The organism is Vibrio sp. FE10 (genome assembly GCF_030297155.1).
Classification (GTDB): Bacteria; Pseudomonadota; Gammaproteobacteria; order Enterobacterales; family Vibrionaceae; genus Vibrio; species Vibrio apostichopi.
Window position 1 is genome coordinate 1,191,338 of the sequence record NZ_AP028068.1, and the last position, 15,680, is coordinate 1,207,017.

Here is a 15,680-nt window from a genome sequence, read left to right on the forward strand (position 1 = left end):
CTTTCTGGTCTGACCTTGTCAAAAGTATGGGTTCTGTAGCTGCGGGAAGTCAAAACAACGCGTAGAATAAGCCAGCTATTTATTATATGAATTAAAAAATGACCTCTCCGATCGATCCATATGTTGATATTCGCCCTTACGGCGATGATGAAATTCCAGCGGCACTAAACCGCCTTATTAATGATGAAGAATTTATCAGTGCGATTCTGCACTATCGTTTTTCAAACCATGCGTCTTGGTTTAAAGCATTAATGAGCCCTATCTTGCGCGTTTACTTGAAAATGAAATGGAGCAAGCTCACCAGCGTTGAGTCCATTCAGATTGAAGTTAAGAAGTACTTGCGAGATACGTTAGCGAAAACCACTAATGGTGTGACATACACAGGTGTGGAGTCTCTAGACGCTAACCAAGCTTACCTGTTTATTTCAAATCACCGCGATATTGCTATGGATCCGGCGTTAGTTAACTACGCATTGCATCACAACAATCACCAAACCTGCCGCATTGCAATTGGTGACAACTTGTTGAAGAAACCATGTGCGACTGAACTGATGCGCCTTAATAAGAGCTTCATCGTAAAGCGTTCTTTGAAAGGACCACGTGAAATGATGAAAGCGCTTGGCCAGCTCTCTTCGTACATCAAGCACTCTTTGGATACGGGTAATTCAATCTGGATCGCTCAAAAAGAAGGTCGTGCAAAAGACGGTAACGATTTTACCGAGCCAGCAATCTTGAAGATGTTCCATGTTGAAGGGCGTAAGCAAAAAATTGCATTCCCTGAATACGTGAAATCATTGAAGATCGTTCCTGTGTCCATTTCATACGAAAACGACCCATGTGACATTGCTAAAGCGATTGAGCTTTTTGAAAAAGACGTAAACGGCAGTTACGAAAAAGGTGAGTTTGAAGATATCGAAAGTATCATTCAAGGTATCATCGGTAATAAAGGACGCGTGCATGTTGGTTTTGGTCAGGTTATCGATCAAGATTTCGATACTCCAGAAGCTCTTGCTCAAGAGATCGACCGCCAGATCCATGAAAACTACAAACTGTTCCCAGTCAACTTGTTGGCTGCTGAGAAAGAAGACGAGTCTATTACAGACGTCGTTAAGAAAGAGTTTGAAGAAAAGCTGTCAGGCCTACCTCAAGGTGCTCGTCAGTACTTGATTGATAGCTATGCGAACCCAGTGAAGAACATTGGTTAGGTCGCCGTTGCTTAATAAGCAAAATGGTTAGCTCGCCGTTGCCTAGTAAGTAAAATAGCTAGTAAGCATAAAGGCTAGGCTAGTGAGCTTATTAGTTGGTGGGCATAGTCGCTAACCAACAAGAGATTGAATTGAAAAAGGAGCCTTAGGCTCCTTTTTTGTATCAGCGAGCAACCGCGCCACCGAGATCTAAGTTGGTTGGCCAAGTGGTAATCGTGTTACCACCTAGGTAGATGTTTCCTTTCACTGTCATCGTATCGGGGAATGCAGTAATCGCAGAACCGCCTATATATAAGTCTCCATCAATGACTATTCCATTCGGGAGTTCCGTCAAAGGAGTGCGAATCACGCTAAGGTCGCCTTTCACTCGCAAACCGTTGGGTAATCTTTGTAATGGCGTATCGGTAAGGTTAATAAAGCCACCGACCCTGACGCCTCTCGGCCAACTGGTGATTTGGCTGCCAATCAAGTCGACATAGCCTTTAATCTTCACTCCCGAAGGAACACGGGCGAGTTGGCTGTTACCGCCTTTAAGGCTGCCATTTACTTCTAACCCTTTGGGTAGGCGTGTTATCGCGGTATTTTCTATATTGAGGTTGCCATCGACCACTAAACCCGTCGGAAGCGACGTGTAAGGCTTATTTCGTAAATATAAGTTTCCGTAATTATCGAGATGGTTCAATATTTGATACTGATCGAGTGGTTCTGCGGTCACATTTGTTATGGTTAAAGAACCAATAATAAGTGCAATTATTCGGAGCATAACAAGCTTCTTATTACGATAGACCTTAACACTATAATGAAAAAATTATTCTCGCATAGTGTTTTACTCATTTGTTGGTAGGTAAAAAGGAATAGCGCACAATGAAAGGTGAATCTGTGATTGAAATAAAGCGTCAAATTCTAAAAGGTTTTGTGATTTTAACTTCTGTGTTTTGTTCAGTATCAGCGAATGCTAATAAAATAATATCTACGCCTGCTAAGGCTGCAGTTGTCGTCACTCAGAGTGGTTCACAGCAACGAGTTTGTTATTATGATGATAAGGCATATAGCCTAGGTGCCGTCGTAGAAGTTTCTGGTGTGTTGATTCGATGTGCTGCCGAAAATGATTTTGAGACCAATGGTGCTCTGGGGTGGATTGAAATTATAAAAAAAGACGAGAAATAAACTCGTCTTTTAGTAATATGAATATTAGTGCTTAAATTAACGCGCTAGAGAGCGAGTCTTAAGTTCGAAAATAATCTTCTCAGCACTTACTTCAAATTTAAAGCGAGCATGTAATTCAGTGCTCTCTTCTGTCATCTCTGACGCTTCAAACTCGACGTCACCAGACACTTGCTTCGCTAGCTCAACGTACTTAGCAAACTCAGCTTCAATAAGGGCTTTAGAATTACCGTAAACCGTTACCTCAGCAACCTCATCGCCTTCTTTGATGATGAAGCCGATTTCACCTGCGCAACCGCAAGCCTCACATACATCATTGTTATTAACATCTTGGCTCATAAATAATCCTCTTACAAAGTCTGAGGTTATTCTAACGAGCAATTTGATCTGTATCTACAAAAATTAAAATCTTTGAACTAATTTACACTGGTATGCTATGTTGTTTGTATAGAGATAAAATTAATACGAACTTTCGCGGCGCGAAATATCTATGTGATCTTGATCATGTTTTTCTGAAGATTAATGTTATTAATTTGTCAGAATATCATTCACTTAGTTGCGTCAGGAATGATTTTATAAGACTATCTATCGCTTGATAGGTATTTATACAATGAATTTTTCGTTGGGTATTTCATATTCTAAGTAGTTATTTAAAATTACCGACTTAGGATCGTAAGGTGGTTATTCGAAGAGTAATTAGACGAAGCGTCCAGAGAGGCGTCACTGTAGAATTATTCGTACATAGTATTTGTGTGAATGTAGTTATAAATACTTGCGATAAAACACCTTGCTCACATAATGCTGATAACGATTTGCATTCTTACTTCATTTGACTGAGTTAGATGGATTTACAAAGAGAAGAGCCTGAATATGCCAAAGCGTAGTAAAGAAGATACAGAAATCACTATCCAGAAAATCATGGATGCCGTTGTAGACCAGCTATTAAGACTGGGTTACGACAAGATGTCATACACGACGTTGAGTCAGCAAACGGGCGTTTCTCGTACAGGTATAAGCCACCACTTTCCGAAGAAAACAGACTTCACAGCAGCTCTAGACGGTCGAATTTTTAAGATGTTCATGGAACACATTGATTTCGAAAACGGTCTTGATGCATTCTCTGCTAGCTGGGTTACAGCACTTGAAGACGCTGAATTCCTAGCAATCTTACGTTTACTTTTCCATCATATCGTTACTGCTGAAAGCGCACATGAGTTCGCAGCAAATGGTATTGATCGTCTATACAAACTGACTGAAACTCAGTTTGGTGATACTAGCGGTAAAGAACTAGAGTGGTTGATTGGTAAATCATTGATTCGTATGAGCCAATAATCAACACACAATGAAAGAAGCTCCTGAGGGAGCTTTTTTTGTGCCTGTCGTTTCCTTCTCCTACTCTTTTTATCTCGTTCTCACATCGCTGTCGCCATCTTACTTTCGTTCTGAAGGTACTTATTTCCTTTCTTTTTAAATGCTTACGTTCACGTCTCACATTTCCATCTCATAGCTAAAAGTTAAGTCACACTAACTGATAATGTTCATTTCTAGAGCCTCAAACGCTCGGAGTGAGATGTTTTTGGGCTCATTGCTATGGTTGGTGGGAAAATTGAGTTTAAGGCGAGAGGGAGGCTATGAGCCAATAAAAAGCCTCGAATAAATCGAGGCTTAGAATGACGTTATTGTTATTAAGAACGAATACTCAAAATGAGTCGGTCTTTAATCGGACTTATTGTGCGGGATGAACCTGAGGGAAGCTCATGGTTGGGTGTTTTTCTACGATGCTTCTGTAACCATAGACATCCTCAATCATCTCAGGCTTGAGTGCTTCCCAAGGGCTACCATCGCAAACCAAGTTACCGTCTTTTAGTACCACCAATCGGTCGGAGAATTGAGCGGCTAGGTTTAAGTCATGCAATACCACGATAACGGCTGCATTGTGGTTGTCGGCTAACTCTCTCGCGATTTTCAAGGTGTTGTGCTGGTGGGCGAGATCCAGTGCTGACGTTGGTTCATCGAGCATCAAGATACATTGGTCACCAGAGTAATGAAGCTGCGTTAGTACTCGCGCCAAGTGAACACGCTGTTTTTCACCGCCAGATAGCGAAGGGTAGAGCCTTTCACTTAAGTGTGTCACATCAGCAACATCCATTTTTTGACTCGCGATGTTGGTGAGATTCTTGTTGGACTCTTGCAGAGGAATACCACCAAGCTCGACAACTTCATGTGCCAAAAACGGGAAGGTTAAAGTGCTGTGCTGAGGTAGCATGGCCAAGTGCTTTGCCAGCTTTTGAGAAGGCCATTTGTCTTTAGTGTGTCCAAAGTATTGGATATCACCCTTGCTCGAAATCTCTTGGCATAACGCTTTAAGCAGCGTGCTTTTCCCTGCTCCATTTGGCCCAAGCAGTGTGGTTACCTTTCCTGCTTCAATCTCAATAGAAACACCATCTAATATCACTTTACTACCGAACTTCACTTCGATGTCGGTCGCTTTTAACGCTGAAGGAAACATTAAAGGATTCTCCCTTTCTGTTGAAATAGTAGATACAAGAAGAATGGAGCGCCGATGATTGCAGTGACAATACCTACTGGTAGTTCTGCAGGTGCAAGTACCACGCGTGAAAACATGTCTGCAGCGGTTAATAGTAATGCACCTAACACTGCTGATAGGGGCAAGAGAATACGGTGATCTGGGCCAGCTAACATGCGACCCAAATGAGGGATAACAAGGCCGATGAAGCCGATCATGCCAGATAGGCTAACCGTGACGCCAACGCCAGCAGCAGTCAGTAGAATCAATCTACGCTTTAGCTTCTGTACTGGGATACCAAGATGCTGCGCTTCTGATTCGCCAAGTAACAAGGCATTCAGTGACATTGCTTGACGGTAGAAAACGATAAATAGTGCGCCGAGAGTGACTGCCGCAAGCAAAATACCTGACCATTTCGCGCCCGCTAATGAACCCATTGACCACAACGAAAGATCACGCAGCATTTGGTCATCAGCAATGAAGTTCAAGAAGCCAATACCTGCGCCTGATAGTGCGCTGATCGCCACACCTGCTAACAACATGATAGTGACTGAAGTACCGAATTTTCCCGTACCTAGCTTATAAACCAGTAGCGTGGTTAAGGCTCCGCCTAAAAAGGCAAATATAGGTACAGCTGCAAAGTTCATGAAAGCGGGGTATTGCAGTGAAAGCTCAGAGAAAAGCACGATGGCTAATGCGGCACCCAATGAGGCTCCGGCAGACACGCCGATGATTCCTGGCTCGGCAAGTGGGTTTCGAAATAAGCCCTGCATGACCGCACCACACAAAGCGAGAATCGCGCCGATTAGCATGCACAATATCGTTCGGGGTAAGCGAATCTCTTGAATCACCAAGTTGATGTGAGGTGCTAAGTCATTATTTGGTTGGAGTAGGCTGGCTGCGCTGTCAGCCAAGCTAATGTTCATTGGCCCAACAGTGATCGAGTACAGCGCGACGAAGACTAGGGTAGCGCCTAGACCTAACATCGATGTTTTCAGTGGGACGGATCGTAGCAACATAAAGGGCCTCAATGTCTATTACCCGCTTCAATCCTCATCACCAGCTCTGCGAAAAGCGAGGCGGTGATGAGGGTTGAGCAAGCAACAGTAAAAATAGGGTAGTTGAGTTATAGCGGGTAGATAAGTTATAGCGGATAGATAAGTGCGTTTAATCGCTTCGCTTCTGAAAGGCTTTCCAGGCCAAGCCCTCCGACTAAAGCGCTGCCTTTCACGGTAATGATTTGCTTGTTCATGCCTGCTGGGGTTGCCGCTAACATAGGTAACGATTTAAGAATGGCATCAGCGCCGCCCATTTTCTGGTAGCTACGGCCGCTCACCAATATGACATCAGGCTGCATTTCAACGAGTGATTCCATCGACAGTGGTTTGTAAGACGTCAGGCTTTTAGCCGCAGGGTTTACACCGCCAGCCAGTTCAATGATCGCGTTCGGCGATGTTTCACCGCCAGCAACGTTCGCAGGACGACCTTCATGCAGCAATAGGAACAAAACTTTCTTTGCTTCGTTGCTTGGTACTTGATTCGCTTTTAGTGCCTCAATCTTTTGATTAACTTCGGCTTTAACTTGCTGTGAGTGATCTTCGGTATGGGTGATCTTTGCGATTTGGTCGATACGCTTTAACAACCCTTCAACGTTCGCTTCGGTGTTCACGATCTCGACATCGATACCCACAGACTTCAATTGAGAAATGGCGTTGTCTGGCCCCATCTCATCAGAGCCGATGAGTGTCGTTGGTTCTAAGGCAATCAAGCCTTCAGCAGACAAGTTTCTGTGGTAACCAATCTTCGGCAGATTCTCTGATTGAGGGAAGTGGCTGGTCACATCAATTGCCACTAACTGTTCTTCAGCGCCTAATGCCAAGACCAATTCAGTAACGGCACTGCCTGCACTTATGATTCGAGGTTGTTCAGCGTCGTTGGCCATTGCCGTTGGCGCGGTCAGAGCCAAGCTCATCGCAGCGATTGAGATTAAATGCTTGTTGGTCTTTAATTTGTTGAACACGTTTAAGTCTTTCATAATAATTTCTTTATATTATCTATTTGTTTCGCGAAGATTCTCAGTGAGCAGTCCGTTCGCATTGTGAGTTCGAATCTATAGAGAGGTTGAGCTCTGGTTATTTGGTTTTAGTAACTAGAGCTTAACCTCATGAAAATTAAGTATTGTTTTAGCCATCTTCGGTGAGCAATTGGGTTGCAGGTATTCCATTTTCTTGCAGGAACGACAGCAACTTCACTAGGTTCTCAACGTTGGCTGCTTTATCTGCGCCAATGATGATCGGCTTTTTATCCGCTGAACCTGTCTCTTCGAGTAATGCAATTTTGAAGTTTTCCCAGTCGATGTACTCTCTGCCGTTAATCGCCCAGTAAGGTTCGTGGTCCAAAATATTGACGCTAATCGAATCTTTATGAACTTCAGAAACGTTCTTAATATCAGAGCTTGGGAGCTCTACTTCTAACGATTCCAACTTCACCGAAGCGGTAAGCAGCAGGAAAACCATCACGATAAAAATGATGTCGAGCAGCGGTGTTAAATCTGGCGCTAAACTTTGTGTTTGAGATGAGTGAGGCGTTTTGATCATGCTTGACTCACATCACCAACAGCGACTTTATTGACTGATGAGCCTTTAGTCTCGTCAGAGTGATTGGTTTGAATCGACATACCTTCTAGCCACACATTCACATAGTTCAGAGTATGTTCTAACTGAGCCAGTACTCGGTCGGCCCATAGCCCAAGTATTTGAGCGCCTGAGATCGCAGGAAGCGCAATCATCAAGCCTGCAGCTGTGGTTCTCATTGCCAAGCCTAATCCGTCGGCTAGATCGTTCGGTGTAATACTGCCGGTTGTAGCCGCAACCCCTTTGAACATCTCGATAAGTCCAAGTACCGTACCAAGCAGGCCAATGAGCGGGCTGATCACGCCGATTAAACCAAGCAGTCTCAATCCAGCATGAAGCTGGTGGCGTTTTTCTTGTAGCCAGATCCCGGCAGCATCTTCACGTAGCCCTTTCGAAAAAGAGTGGTGAGCAAGCAACATCGACACGCCCTTGTACAGTAGCGGTCGTTTACCAGAAATAGATTGTGCTAATGCTTCGATCTCTTTGCTATTGGTTGGTGAGATCTGGTTGAGCTCGCGACGAATGGCGCGTTTGCCAACACCAATGCTTAACATCACTTGGAAGACACGTTCAGCGATGATCATTGCTGTTAGTGCAGAACAGATGAGAAGAGGCCAAGTCATTAAGCCAAGTTGATCTTGTAAGTAACTGATTTGTTGCATGATTAGTCCAACCTAAAACGAACAGGTATTTGTACACGGTGAGCAATCGCTCGACCATTGACAGTGTGAGGTGAGAATTTCCATTGTTTAATGGCGTCTAAAGCGGCGTTGTCGAGCATTAGTGCGCCTGATGAATTTACTAATGCTTGTTTAATTTGTTTGCCCTCAGCGTCTAACCAGACCTCATAAGTTGCGACACCTTCAACGCCACGACGTCTAGCTTGGCGTGGGTAATTTGGTGGTGTGGGGCGTGAAGAAAAAGAGGGCTTAGTGACTAATACGGGCTCTTGGTTTGATACGCCTTGGTTTACTTCCTGAGGTTGATTGGCAGACTCGTCCATATTCTTATCGACTTTCTTGTCGGCCAGCTTTTCTGGTTGAGGCGTTGGTTTGGACTTTGGTTCTGGGCGTTCTTTTTTAACGACCTTTTTCTCAGTCTTTGGTTTCTTTTGAATCGGCTTCTTTTCAACAACCTTTTTCTCTACTTTCTTGGGCTGAGGCTTATTGGTGATCGCTTTTTTCTTCGGTGTCGGTTTGGCTTGTTTTGGTTCGACTGCCTTAGGTTCGACAGGTTTAGGTTCAGCTTGTGAGACCGTTTCTTTGATTGGTTCTGGTTCAACCGGCTCTGTGATGGTTTTTTGTTGAGCCGGGGAAGGCGTGTTCTTAGGCGTGAAGTTGATCGAGACCGTGTTCGATTGGCTACCTGCAGGCATCGCAAATACTTTGGATTCTTGAGCGACAAACAATAGCGCCGCATGAATCACTAACGATGCACCGCCTGCAATAACATATCTAGGAACGTTCACTTTCAATCCTTTACCAAATCTAAAATCTGTACCGGATTATTGCTCAGAATCTAAATAAGATCAATTATCAATTGCATTATCATTTGCGTCTATTTATGATTCTCTCAGTTTTAGCGAATAGTCTTCCAGACTTTGCTATGTAAGTGTTTAGAGAGATTATATGAGTCTTGATATTTATAAATTTGACGAATCAATTCTGGGTGTTTCTAGCCCAGATCCGCTTCGTTTTGCGTTTGCGAAAAAGCATTCTGCACATGCCGGAGGAAGTTCAATTCCGGTCGACCCGAGCAAGAAGTTGGAGCTCTTTGATGAACTGATGTTAAGCGAAGGGAAGAAACAGGATAAGCGTTGCTTGTATATCCATATTCCTTTCTGCCGTGTGCGTTGCACGTTCTGTAACTTTTTCCAAAACGCCGCGAGCCGTAAATTAGTCGATGAGTATTTCGATGCATTGATGGTTGAGTTGAAGCAAAAAGCCAAAACTCCTTGGGCTCAGTCTGGATTATTTCACGCCGTCTACATTGGTGGTGGAACACCTACTGACTTGTCTCCTCAACAAGTCGAACAGTTAGGCAAGGCTATTCGCCAATATTTCCCACTGGCAAACGATGTAGAAATGACCTTGGAAGGGCGCATCAATCGCTTTGGCGACCAAATGTTTGATAGCGCGCTTGAAGGTGGTTTCAATCGCTTCTCATTTGGCATTCAAAGTTTCAACACTCAGGTTCGACGCAGCGCTAAGCGCTTAGATGACCGTGAAGTGGTGTTGGAACGTATCAGTGCTTTAAGCCGTACCGAGCAAGCCCCCATCGTTCTGGATTTGCTGTACGGATTGCCATACCAGTCTATGGAAGTGTTCCAACAAGACTTAGAAGATTACATGTCTACTGGTGCTCACGGTATTGACCTCTACCAACTGATTGTTGGGGGTAATGCTCCTATGCTTAATCTCGTTGAGAAAGGAAAAATTCCACCACCAGCGAATACGCCAGATAAAGCGAGCATGTACTTGGCGGGTGTCGAGTTCATGGCAAAAAATAAGGTCAAGCAACTGAGCGTGAATCACTGGACTCGTGATAACCGAGAACGCAGCATTTACAACAGCTTAGCGAAAACTTATGCCGAAGTTCTGCCGATTGGTTGTGGTGCTGGTGGCAACATTGGTGGTCATGGTGTGATGCAACATCGAACTTTAGACAGCTACATGGAGTCTATAAAGCAAGGTCAGTTACCGATTGCCATGATGACGAAGCAAAGCTCACTAGAGCCAATCTTCTCGACATTAAAGGCTGGCTTTGACTCTGGTGTTGTTAGAAGAAGTACGTTGCCGACCTTTATGGGGCAAGACACGTTCGATTACTTGAGGCCTCTGTTCTCACATTGGGAGAATAATGGTTTGGTTGAGCTTTCCGAGAATTACCTGAGCCTGACTATTGCTGGCAGCTTCTGGGCAGTAAGTCTCGCTCAGAGTGTGATTCAAGTGCTTAACGCTGAATATCAAGCGATGCACCCTGCACCGAAAGCATCAGGTTCAGGCGTTCACCCGCATGCAAGTTTGAAGCACGCTTAATATCGAATTTTTAGTTTAAAACTTACGTAAATTACTCGTTTATACGGACACATATTCAATGACAGATACAACATTAGAAATGACAGAAACTCTAGAACAACGTGTCGCACGCATTCTAGAAGAAGAACCAAAACTGCTTCCTACTGCGATTGCTGAGAAGCTAGGCGTTTCAGAGGTTGACGTAGTCGCTGCTTTTCCGAACGACATGGCGGTGATGTTAGATGGCAGCCGTGCTCAAGAGATTCTAGAAGGTTTGGTTGGTTGGGGCCCAGTGACCACAATCATGCATTCATTCGGTTCAATCTTTGAAGTAAAAGCACCGTTCCCCAAAGGTAAAGTCGCGCGTGGCTACTACAACCTAATGGGCAAAGAAGGCGAACTTCATGGCCATCTGAAACTAGACAACATCAAACACGTTGGTTTGGTGAGCAAGGCGTTCATGGGTCGTGAAAGTCATTACTTCGGTTTCTTCAGTGAAACGGGCGAGAACATTTTTAAGATCTACCTAGGCCGCAATGAAAAGCGTGAGCTTATTGCCGACCAAGTTGAACGCTTCAAAGCGCTACAAGAACAAGCTTAAGCATAATTAACGGCAAGCTTAAATTAGGTTGCTAACTCGCTTAAACAAGACATGAATGATCGAGGACCGTTTAGCTCGCTAATGATCGCTCAACCTCGAGCAAAAATAATAAATCAGAGAAAGTGAAGAAAGGAATTACCCATGGAACAGCAAGTAAAACAAGAACGTCTACAAGGTCGCCTAGGTCCAGAAATTAAAGAATTTCGCCAAGAGCGCCGTACCCTTCAACTTGCAACGGTTGATGAAGAAGGTCGCCCGAACGTAAGTTACGCCCCTTTCGTTCAGAACCAAGAAGGCTACTTTGTTCTAATTTCTGATATTGCTCGTCATGCTCGTAATTTGAAAGCAAACCCTCAAGTGTCTTTGATGATGATTGAAGACGAAGAGAGCTCTAAGCAGCTTTACGCACGTAAGCGTTTGACGTTTGATGCTCAAGCAAGTGTTGTAGAGCGTGAAACGGAACTTTGGACTCAAGTGATTGGCCAGATGCAAGAGCGTTTTGGCGAAATCATCGATGGTTTGAGCCAGCTTCAAGATTTCTCTCTATTCAACCTTAAAGCAGAGAACGGTCTGTTTGTGAAAGGCTTTGGTCAAGCATACCAAGTGTCTGGTGATGATCTGGTGGATTTCGTTCACCTGCAAGAAGGTCATAAAAAAGTATCTAACGAGTAATCTCGTTTAACCTATTTCTTAAGAGCCCTCCAATGTGAGGGCTTTTTTATGTCTAAATCAAAGAGTTTGGTATATTGGCGTCTGATTAATATTTATGTGTAAGGATCGGTACGTGAAACCAGTAAGTCGAGATTGGGACGAGTTCTGCTACCCGTTTATTTATGAAGACAGTCCTATCTGTGATTTTGAGATTCTGTCGGACGAACTTTGTTGTCGAGTTGGGTTGGTGTTGTCTTTGGAGTTAGAACCTCAAGTCCGCGAGATCCTGCAACGCTTGCAGCCGAACATCTATCATTTAAATGGTTCTGTACGTGGGAAATTAGCCATCACCGAGTCTGAACTGGTCGAGCTTAAGCAAGATTATCATCACATTCGCGATCAGCTCGAAGGTGGTTTCAAAGGGTTTGTTTTACCTGGTGGGCATCGAGTGTCGAGCGAGCTTCACTTGTGTCGCTGTCAGGCCAAAAAAGTCGTGCGAGCATTGGTGAGTATTGAACATCATGAGAGCAAGAAATCGCCCGACCCGATTCTTTTTAAATACGCTAACTTAGTGGCGAACACACTCTATGCATTGGCGTCTTTTACCAATCATGTTAATGAGGTAGAGGAAGTGGAATTTGTGAGTAAGAGCTATTCTATGCCAAAGAAATCTTAAGGCAGAGCTCTACATTGATTCATATCTAATACTTAAGAAGCTAAACCATTAAGCATGATGCTGGTTTAGCTTCTAAAATAGAGCCTAAGCAGCGGTAGAGGCTTCGTTTAAGACTTTTGCACCGCGTAGCATGGCTTCGATTAACTCGCCCGCATTGAACTTCTCAAGCGCTTCATGGGCACCGACCTGATTAGCACGGTCAACGCAGATCTCACTCGATAGTGAGGTATGCAAAATACAGTAAGCATGACTCAGTGCGCTATCGTTCTGTACTTCAAATGCTAGTTCATAACCATCCAGTCCCGGCATCTCAATATCACTCACGAGAAGATCAATCGCATTGCCTACGCTAGCTTGGCGTCGCATCAGGTCAATTGCATCTAAGCCGTTATTACAAATGCTGTAAGGGATGTTGATGCTGTCTAAGGCATCAGATAGTTGTTTACGCGCAATCAAAGAATCATCAACCAATAAGATGTTCAGCGCTTTGAGGCGTTCCCTTTCGACATCAGTCAGCATTGGAATATGCGCGTTCTCATAAGCAGGGTAGATCTTAGAGAGCAATAACTCCACGTCGAGCATTTGCACGATACGATCTTCAAAACGAGTAATACCAGTTACAAATACATTGCGACCCACGCTCGCGGGTGGCGATTCAATGCTCTTCCAGTCACACTCAATGATCTTATCAATTGAACGAACCAAGAATGCCACAACGGTTCTTAAACAATCGGTCACGATGAGCACGCAATCTTGGTATTCCGCGGGTGTGATAGGACGAAAGCCAATCGCTGCAGACATATCAATCACAGGAACGGTGAGATCACGGATGGTGACTGTGCCAATGACGTGGTGATGAGAGTAGGGGATTTGGGTCATCGGCTGGAAAGGAACGATTTCTCTGACCTTAAGCGTGCCAATCGCAAAACTTTGAGTTAGGGATAACTTGAACATCAACATTCCCTGAGACTGACTCGCTTTACTTATCGGTTTGGCCATAAGTGGCTCCTGATTTACTGCACGCTAATTTATAAAGATCAATTTAAAGGGAAACGAGAGTGGCGGCAAGTAACTATGCGGTTTTTAGGGTCTTTAAGGCAGTTGTTTTCGGTTATAGAGTGAAGAATAACGGTTCTTGGGTTAAAATCACGCTAAATACTCGCTGTCGATGGTAAGTCGACAAGCAGACAGCAACAAACTGAGAATTATCATGGCAAGAACAGCAGCAGCGCTTCATATTCTGGTGAAGCATAAAGAACTAGCAGAAGACATCATGGCGCAGCTTAAAAAAGGCGCTAAATTTCAAACGCTAGCGAAGAAACACTCAACCTGTCCATCTGGTAAAAAGGGCGGCGATCTAGGCGAGTTCAAGAAAGGCCAAATGGTGCCTCAGTTTGATAAGATTTGTTTCTCTGGCGAGACGCTTGTACCACATCTTGTAAAAACAAAATTCGGTTGGCACGTGGTGAAGGTTCTTTACAGAACTTAATCATAAATATGTGTTAGATTGAATAAAAGGAGCGTATATACGCTCCTTTTTTGTGACTTTTTGGCGCATTTAAAAGCACAATGGCTGAGTGTTCATCCCAGACGTTATGCGATAATTGGCGCTACGCCCTCAACTATCCGCCGTGACTAATTGGTAGGAGGAGGAGGGGTTTTAATGAGTAACTCATATAATAAATACCATTCTTAAGGAAATTTATGCAGCTTTGCCTTTTAGCCTTTGTCTTTATCTAGAAAGCTGTAAACGAGTTTGGTAGGAGAACAACATGGAGAGTTCAGCTATGTTAAGCAACCCAGCGACAGATGTTATATTGCATGCTTTTGACTGGTGCTACGCTGACGTAATGAAGAACGCCACACTGATCCAAGAGTTGGGTTATAAGTCGGTTTTAGTTTCACCAGCGATGAAATCGCTACGCGGCCCTAAAGGTTGCGACCGAGATTCTGGCACCCAATGGTGGCAACGTTATCAGCCCCAAGATTACCGTGTTATCGACAATCAGCTTGGTGACACGCAAGATTTCACTGCGATGGTGAACACGTTAAAGCAGCATGGGCTTCGTACTTATGTAGACGTCGTGTTCAACCATATGGCTAACGAATCGGGTATCCGTGGTGATTTAACATATCCCAATCAACAAGACATGACGTCTTACCAAAAAGATTCTGAGTATTACCAATCCATACGCTTATTTGGTGATCTTTCTAAACCTTTATTTGATGAAAACGACTTTGTGGAAGCGTTTGGTATCAAAAACTGGAAAGACACTTGGGAAGTGCAAAATGGACGTATTACTGGTGGAGCCAGCGATCCTGGCTTGCCAACGCTGCTAGACAACGACAATGTGGTCGCGCAGCAGAGAGCTTACCTAAAAGCCTTGAAACAGATTGGTGTTAAAGGTTTCCGCATTGATGCAGCGAAACACATGACACTGTCACACCTACGCAAGGTGTGGACTGACGATATCTGCGAAGAAATGCACATCTTCGGCGAGATCATTACTGATGGCGGAGCGACGGAGGAAGAGTATGAGTTGTTCCTTGAGCCATACCTGAAACACACTCGCTTAGGCGCTTATGATTTTCCTCTGTTCAATACCATCTTCAAAGCCTTTGAAGAGCAGGGCAGCTTTAAGTCTCTGATCAATCCGTACTGTTTTGGTCAGGCTCTATCCAACATGCGAGCCATCACCTTTGCTGTGACTCATGATATTCCAAACAACGAAGTGTTTTTGGAACATGTGATGGATGAAGTGGACGAGCGATTGGCTCATGCCTTCATTCTGGGTCGAGATGGCGGTGTACCGCTTGTATACAGTGAGTTGAGCACCAGCGGTATTCTGGATCAGAATGGCGAGCCTCGATGGCTTAACGACTGGCAAGCGCCTTACATGAAAAATATGATTCAATTTCATAATCATGTTCATGGCGAAGCAATGCGTGTGGTTGAAGCGAATGATGACTTGTTGGTATTTGTCCGTGGTGACAAAGGCATTGTGGTGATTAACAAATCGAAACGAAGCAAAACAGCCTCATTAAACTGGACTGGCGCAGTGACCGATTTGTTGTCTGGTGATACGTTCGATTGCGTTGGTAAGGACTTAACTATTAAGGTTGAACCCAACCAGTGCATGATGTTGATAACCGACTAAATCGAGTCTGTTATGAGTGACGTCTAAACGGTTAGAAAGAAAAGACGA

General features: G+C 44.1%; 18 protein-coding genes. 9 read left to right on the forward strand and 9 right to left on the reverse strand.

Going from position 1 to position 15,680, the window contains the following annotated elements; all coding sequences use genetic code 11:
- The first annotated feature begins 98 nt into the window (after nucleotides 1-98).
- Complete coding sequence (locus QUF19_RS22305; RefSeq protein ID WP_286299403.1) at nucleotides 99-1,205, forward strand: 1-acyl-sn-glycerol-3-phosphate acyltransferase; 1,107 nt, start codon at nucleotides 99-101, stop codon at nucleotides 1,203-1,205.
- A 163-nt stretch (nucleotides 1,206-1,368) separates the two neighbouring features.
- On the opposite strand, the gene QUF19_RS22310 is transcribed toward QUF19_RS22305, so the two are convergent.
- A complete protein-coding gene (locus QUF19_RS22310; RefSeq protein ID WP_102434326.1) occupies nucleotides 1,369-1,968 on the reverse strand; it encodes a hypothetical protein in 600 nt (199 codons plus the stop codon).
- A 101-nt stretch (nucleotides 1,969-2,069) separates the two neighbouring features.
- Between QUF19_RS22310 and QUF19_RS22315 the strand changes: the two genes are divergently transcribed.
- Complete coding sequence (locus QUF19_RS22315) at nucleotides 2,070-2,372, forward strand: YnjH family protein (protein ID WP_192891253.1); 303 nt, start codon at nucleotides 2,070-2,072, stop codon at nucleotides 2,370-2,372.
- A gap of 36 nt (nucleotides 2,373-2,408) precedes the next feature.
- On the opposite strand, the gene QUF19_RS22320 is transcribed toward QUF19_RS22315, so the two are convergent.
- Nucleotides 2,409-2,708, reverse strand: a complete 300-nt coding sequence (locus QUF19_RS22320; RefSeq protein ID WP_286299412.1) for a YfcZ/YiiS family protein — start codon at nucleotides 2,706-2,708, stop codon at nucleotides 2,409-2,411.
- 531 nt (nucleotides 2,709-3,239) lie between these two features.
- On the opposite strand from QUF19_RS22320, the gene QUF19_RS22325 reads away from it, so the two are divergent.
- Nucleotides 3,240-3,701, forward strand: a complete 462-nt coding sequence (locus QUF19_RS22325) for a TetR/AcrR family transcriptional regulator (RefSeq protein WP_017105619.1) — start codon at nucleotides 3,240-3,242, stop codon at nucleotides 3,699-3,701.
- A 394-nt stretch (nucleotides 3,702-4,095) separates the two neighbouring features.
- Here the strand turns inward: QUF19_RS22325 and QUF19_RS22330 are convergent, their stop codons facing one another.
- The 6 genes from QUF19_RS22330 to QUF19_RS22355 form a co-directional block, all read right to left on the reverse strand.
- Complete coding sequence (locus QUF19_RS22330) at nucleotides 4,096-4,878, reverse strand: heme ABC transporter ATP-binding protein (protein WP_286299433.1); 783 nt, start codon at nucleotides 4,876-4,878, stop codon at nucleotides 4,096-4,098.
- Nucleotides 4,878-5,915, reverse strand: a complete 1,038-nt coding sequence (locus QUF19_RS22335) for a FecCD family ABC transporter permease (RefSeq protein ID WP_102295719.1) — start codon at nucleotides 5,913-5,915, stop codon at nucleotides 4,878-4,880. Before QUF19_RS22335 ends, QUF19_RS22330 begins: the two co-directional genes overlap by 1 nt.
- Before the next feature lie 125 nt (nucleotides 5,916-6,040).
- Complete coding sequence (locus QUF19_RS22340; protein ID WP_286299446.1) at nucleotides 6,041-6,931, reverse strand: heme/hemin ABC transporter substrate-binding protein; 891 nt, start codon at nucleotides 6,929-6,931, stop codon at nucleotides 6,041-6,043.
- Between the two features lie 148 nt (nucleotides 6,932-7,079).
- The gene (locus QUF19_RS22345; protein ID WP_010431228.1) at nucleotides 7,080-7,493 is read right to left on the reverse strand and encodes an ExbD/TolR family protein; all 414 of its coding nucleotides are present in this window, start codon (nucleotides 7,491-7,493) and stop codon (nucleotides 7,080-7,082) included.
- Complete coding sequence (locus tag QUF19_RS22350) at nucleotides 7,490-8,191, reverse strand: MotA/TolQ/ExbB proton channel family protein (RefSeq protein WP_286299455.1); 702 nt, start codon at nucleotides 8,189-8,191, stop codon at nucleotides 7,490-7,492. The genes QUF19_RS22345 and QUF19_RS22350 overlap by 4 nt, the downstream gene beginning before the upstream one ends.
- 2 nt (nucleotides 8,192-8,193) lie before the next feature.
- Nucleotides 8,194-8,997, reverse strand: a complete 804-nt coding sequence (locus QUF19_RS22355) for an energy transducer TonB (RefSeq protein WP_286299459.1) — start codon at nucleotides 8,995-8,997, stop codon at nucleotides 8,194-8,196.
- A gap of 160 nt (nucleotides 8,998-9,157) precedes the next feature.
- Here QUF19_RS22355 and hutW point away from each other — a divergent pair, with 160 nt between their 5' ends.
- The 4 genes from hutW (at nucleotide 9,158) to QUF19_RS22375 (ending at nucleotide 12,474) form a co-directional block, all read left to right on the forward strand.
- Entirely contained in the window at nucleotides 9,158-10,567 is a 1,410-nt protein-coding gene (gene hutW, locus QUF19_RS22360; protein WP_286299462.1) for a heme anaerobic degradation radical SAM methyltransferase ChuW/HutW, read from the forward strand.
- Between the two features lie 58 nt (nucleotides 10,568-10,625).
- Complete coding sequence (gene hutX / locus QUF19_RS22365; RefSeq protein WP_286299463.1) at nucleotides 10,626-11,147, forward strand: heme utilization cystosolic carrier protein HutX; 522 nt, start codon at nucleotides 10,626-10,628, stop codon at nucleotides 11,145-11,147.
- A gap of 141 nt (nucleotides 11,148-11,288) precedes the next feature.
- On the forward strand, nucleotides 11,289-11,819 hold the full coding sequence (hutZ, locus tag QUF19_RS22370; RefSeq protein WP_004731858.1) for a heme utilization protein HutZ: 531 nt from the start codon (nucleotides 11,289-11,291) through the stop codon (nucleotides 11,817-11,819).
- A gap of 112 nt (nucleotides 11,820-11,931) precedes the next feature.
- Complete coding sequence (locus tag QUF19_RS22375) at nucleotides 11,932-12,474, forward strand: ATP:cob(I)alamin adenosyltransferase (protein ID WP_054541822.1); 543 nt, start codon at nucleotides 11,932-11,934, stop codon at nucleotides 12,472-12,474.
- An 84-nt stretch (nucleotides 12,475-12,558) separates the two neighbouring features.
- On the opposite strand, the gene QUF19_RS22380 is transcribed toward QUF19_RS22375, so the two are convergent.
- Nucleotides 12,559-13,473, reverse strand: a complete 915-nt coding sequence (locus QUF19_RS22380; protein ID WP_065111418.1) for a chemotaxis protein — start codon at nucleotides 13,471-13,473, stop codon at nucleotides 12,559-12,561.
- 211 nt (nucleotides 13,474-13,684) lie between these two features.
- Here QUF19_RS22380 and ppiC point away from each other — a divergent pair, with 211 nt between their 5' ends.
- Together ppiC and QUF19_RS22390 are read left to right on the forward strand one after the other, a co-directional pair.
- Nucleotides 13,685-13,963 (forward strand): peptidylprolyl isomerase PpiC, encoded by a 279-nt coding sequence (gene ppiC / locus QUF19_RS22385; protein WP_241908096.1) that lies wholly within the window; start codon nucleotides 13,685-13,687, stop codon nucleotides 13,961-13,963.
- A gap of 283 nt (nucleotides 13,964-14,246) precedes the next feature.
- On the forward strand, nucleotides 14,247-15,632 hold the full coding sequence (locus QUF19_RS22390; RefSeq protein ID WP_286299551.1) for an alpha-amylase family glycosyl hydrolase: 1,386 nt from the start codon (nucleotides 14,247-14,249) through the stop codon (nucleotides 15,630-15,632).
- Nucleotides 15,633-15,680: the final 48 nt, after the last annotated feature.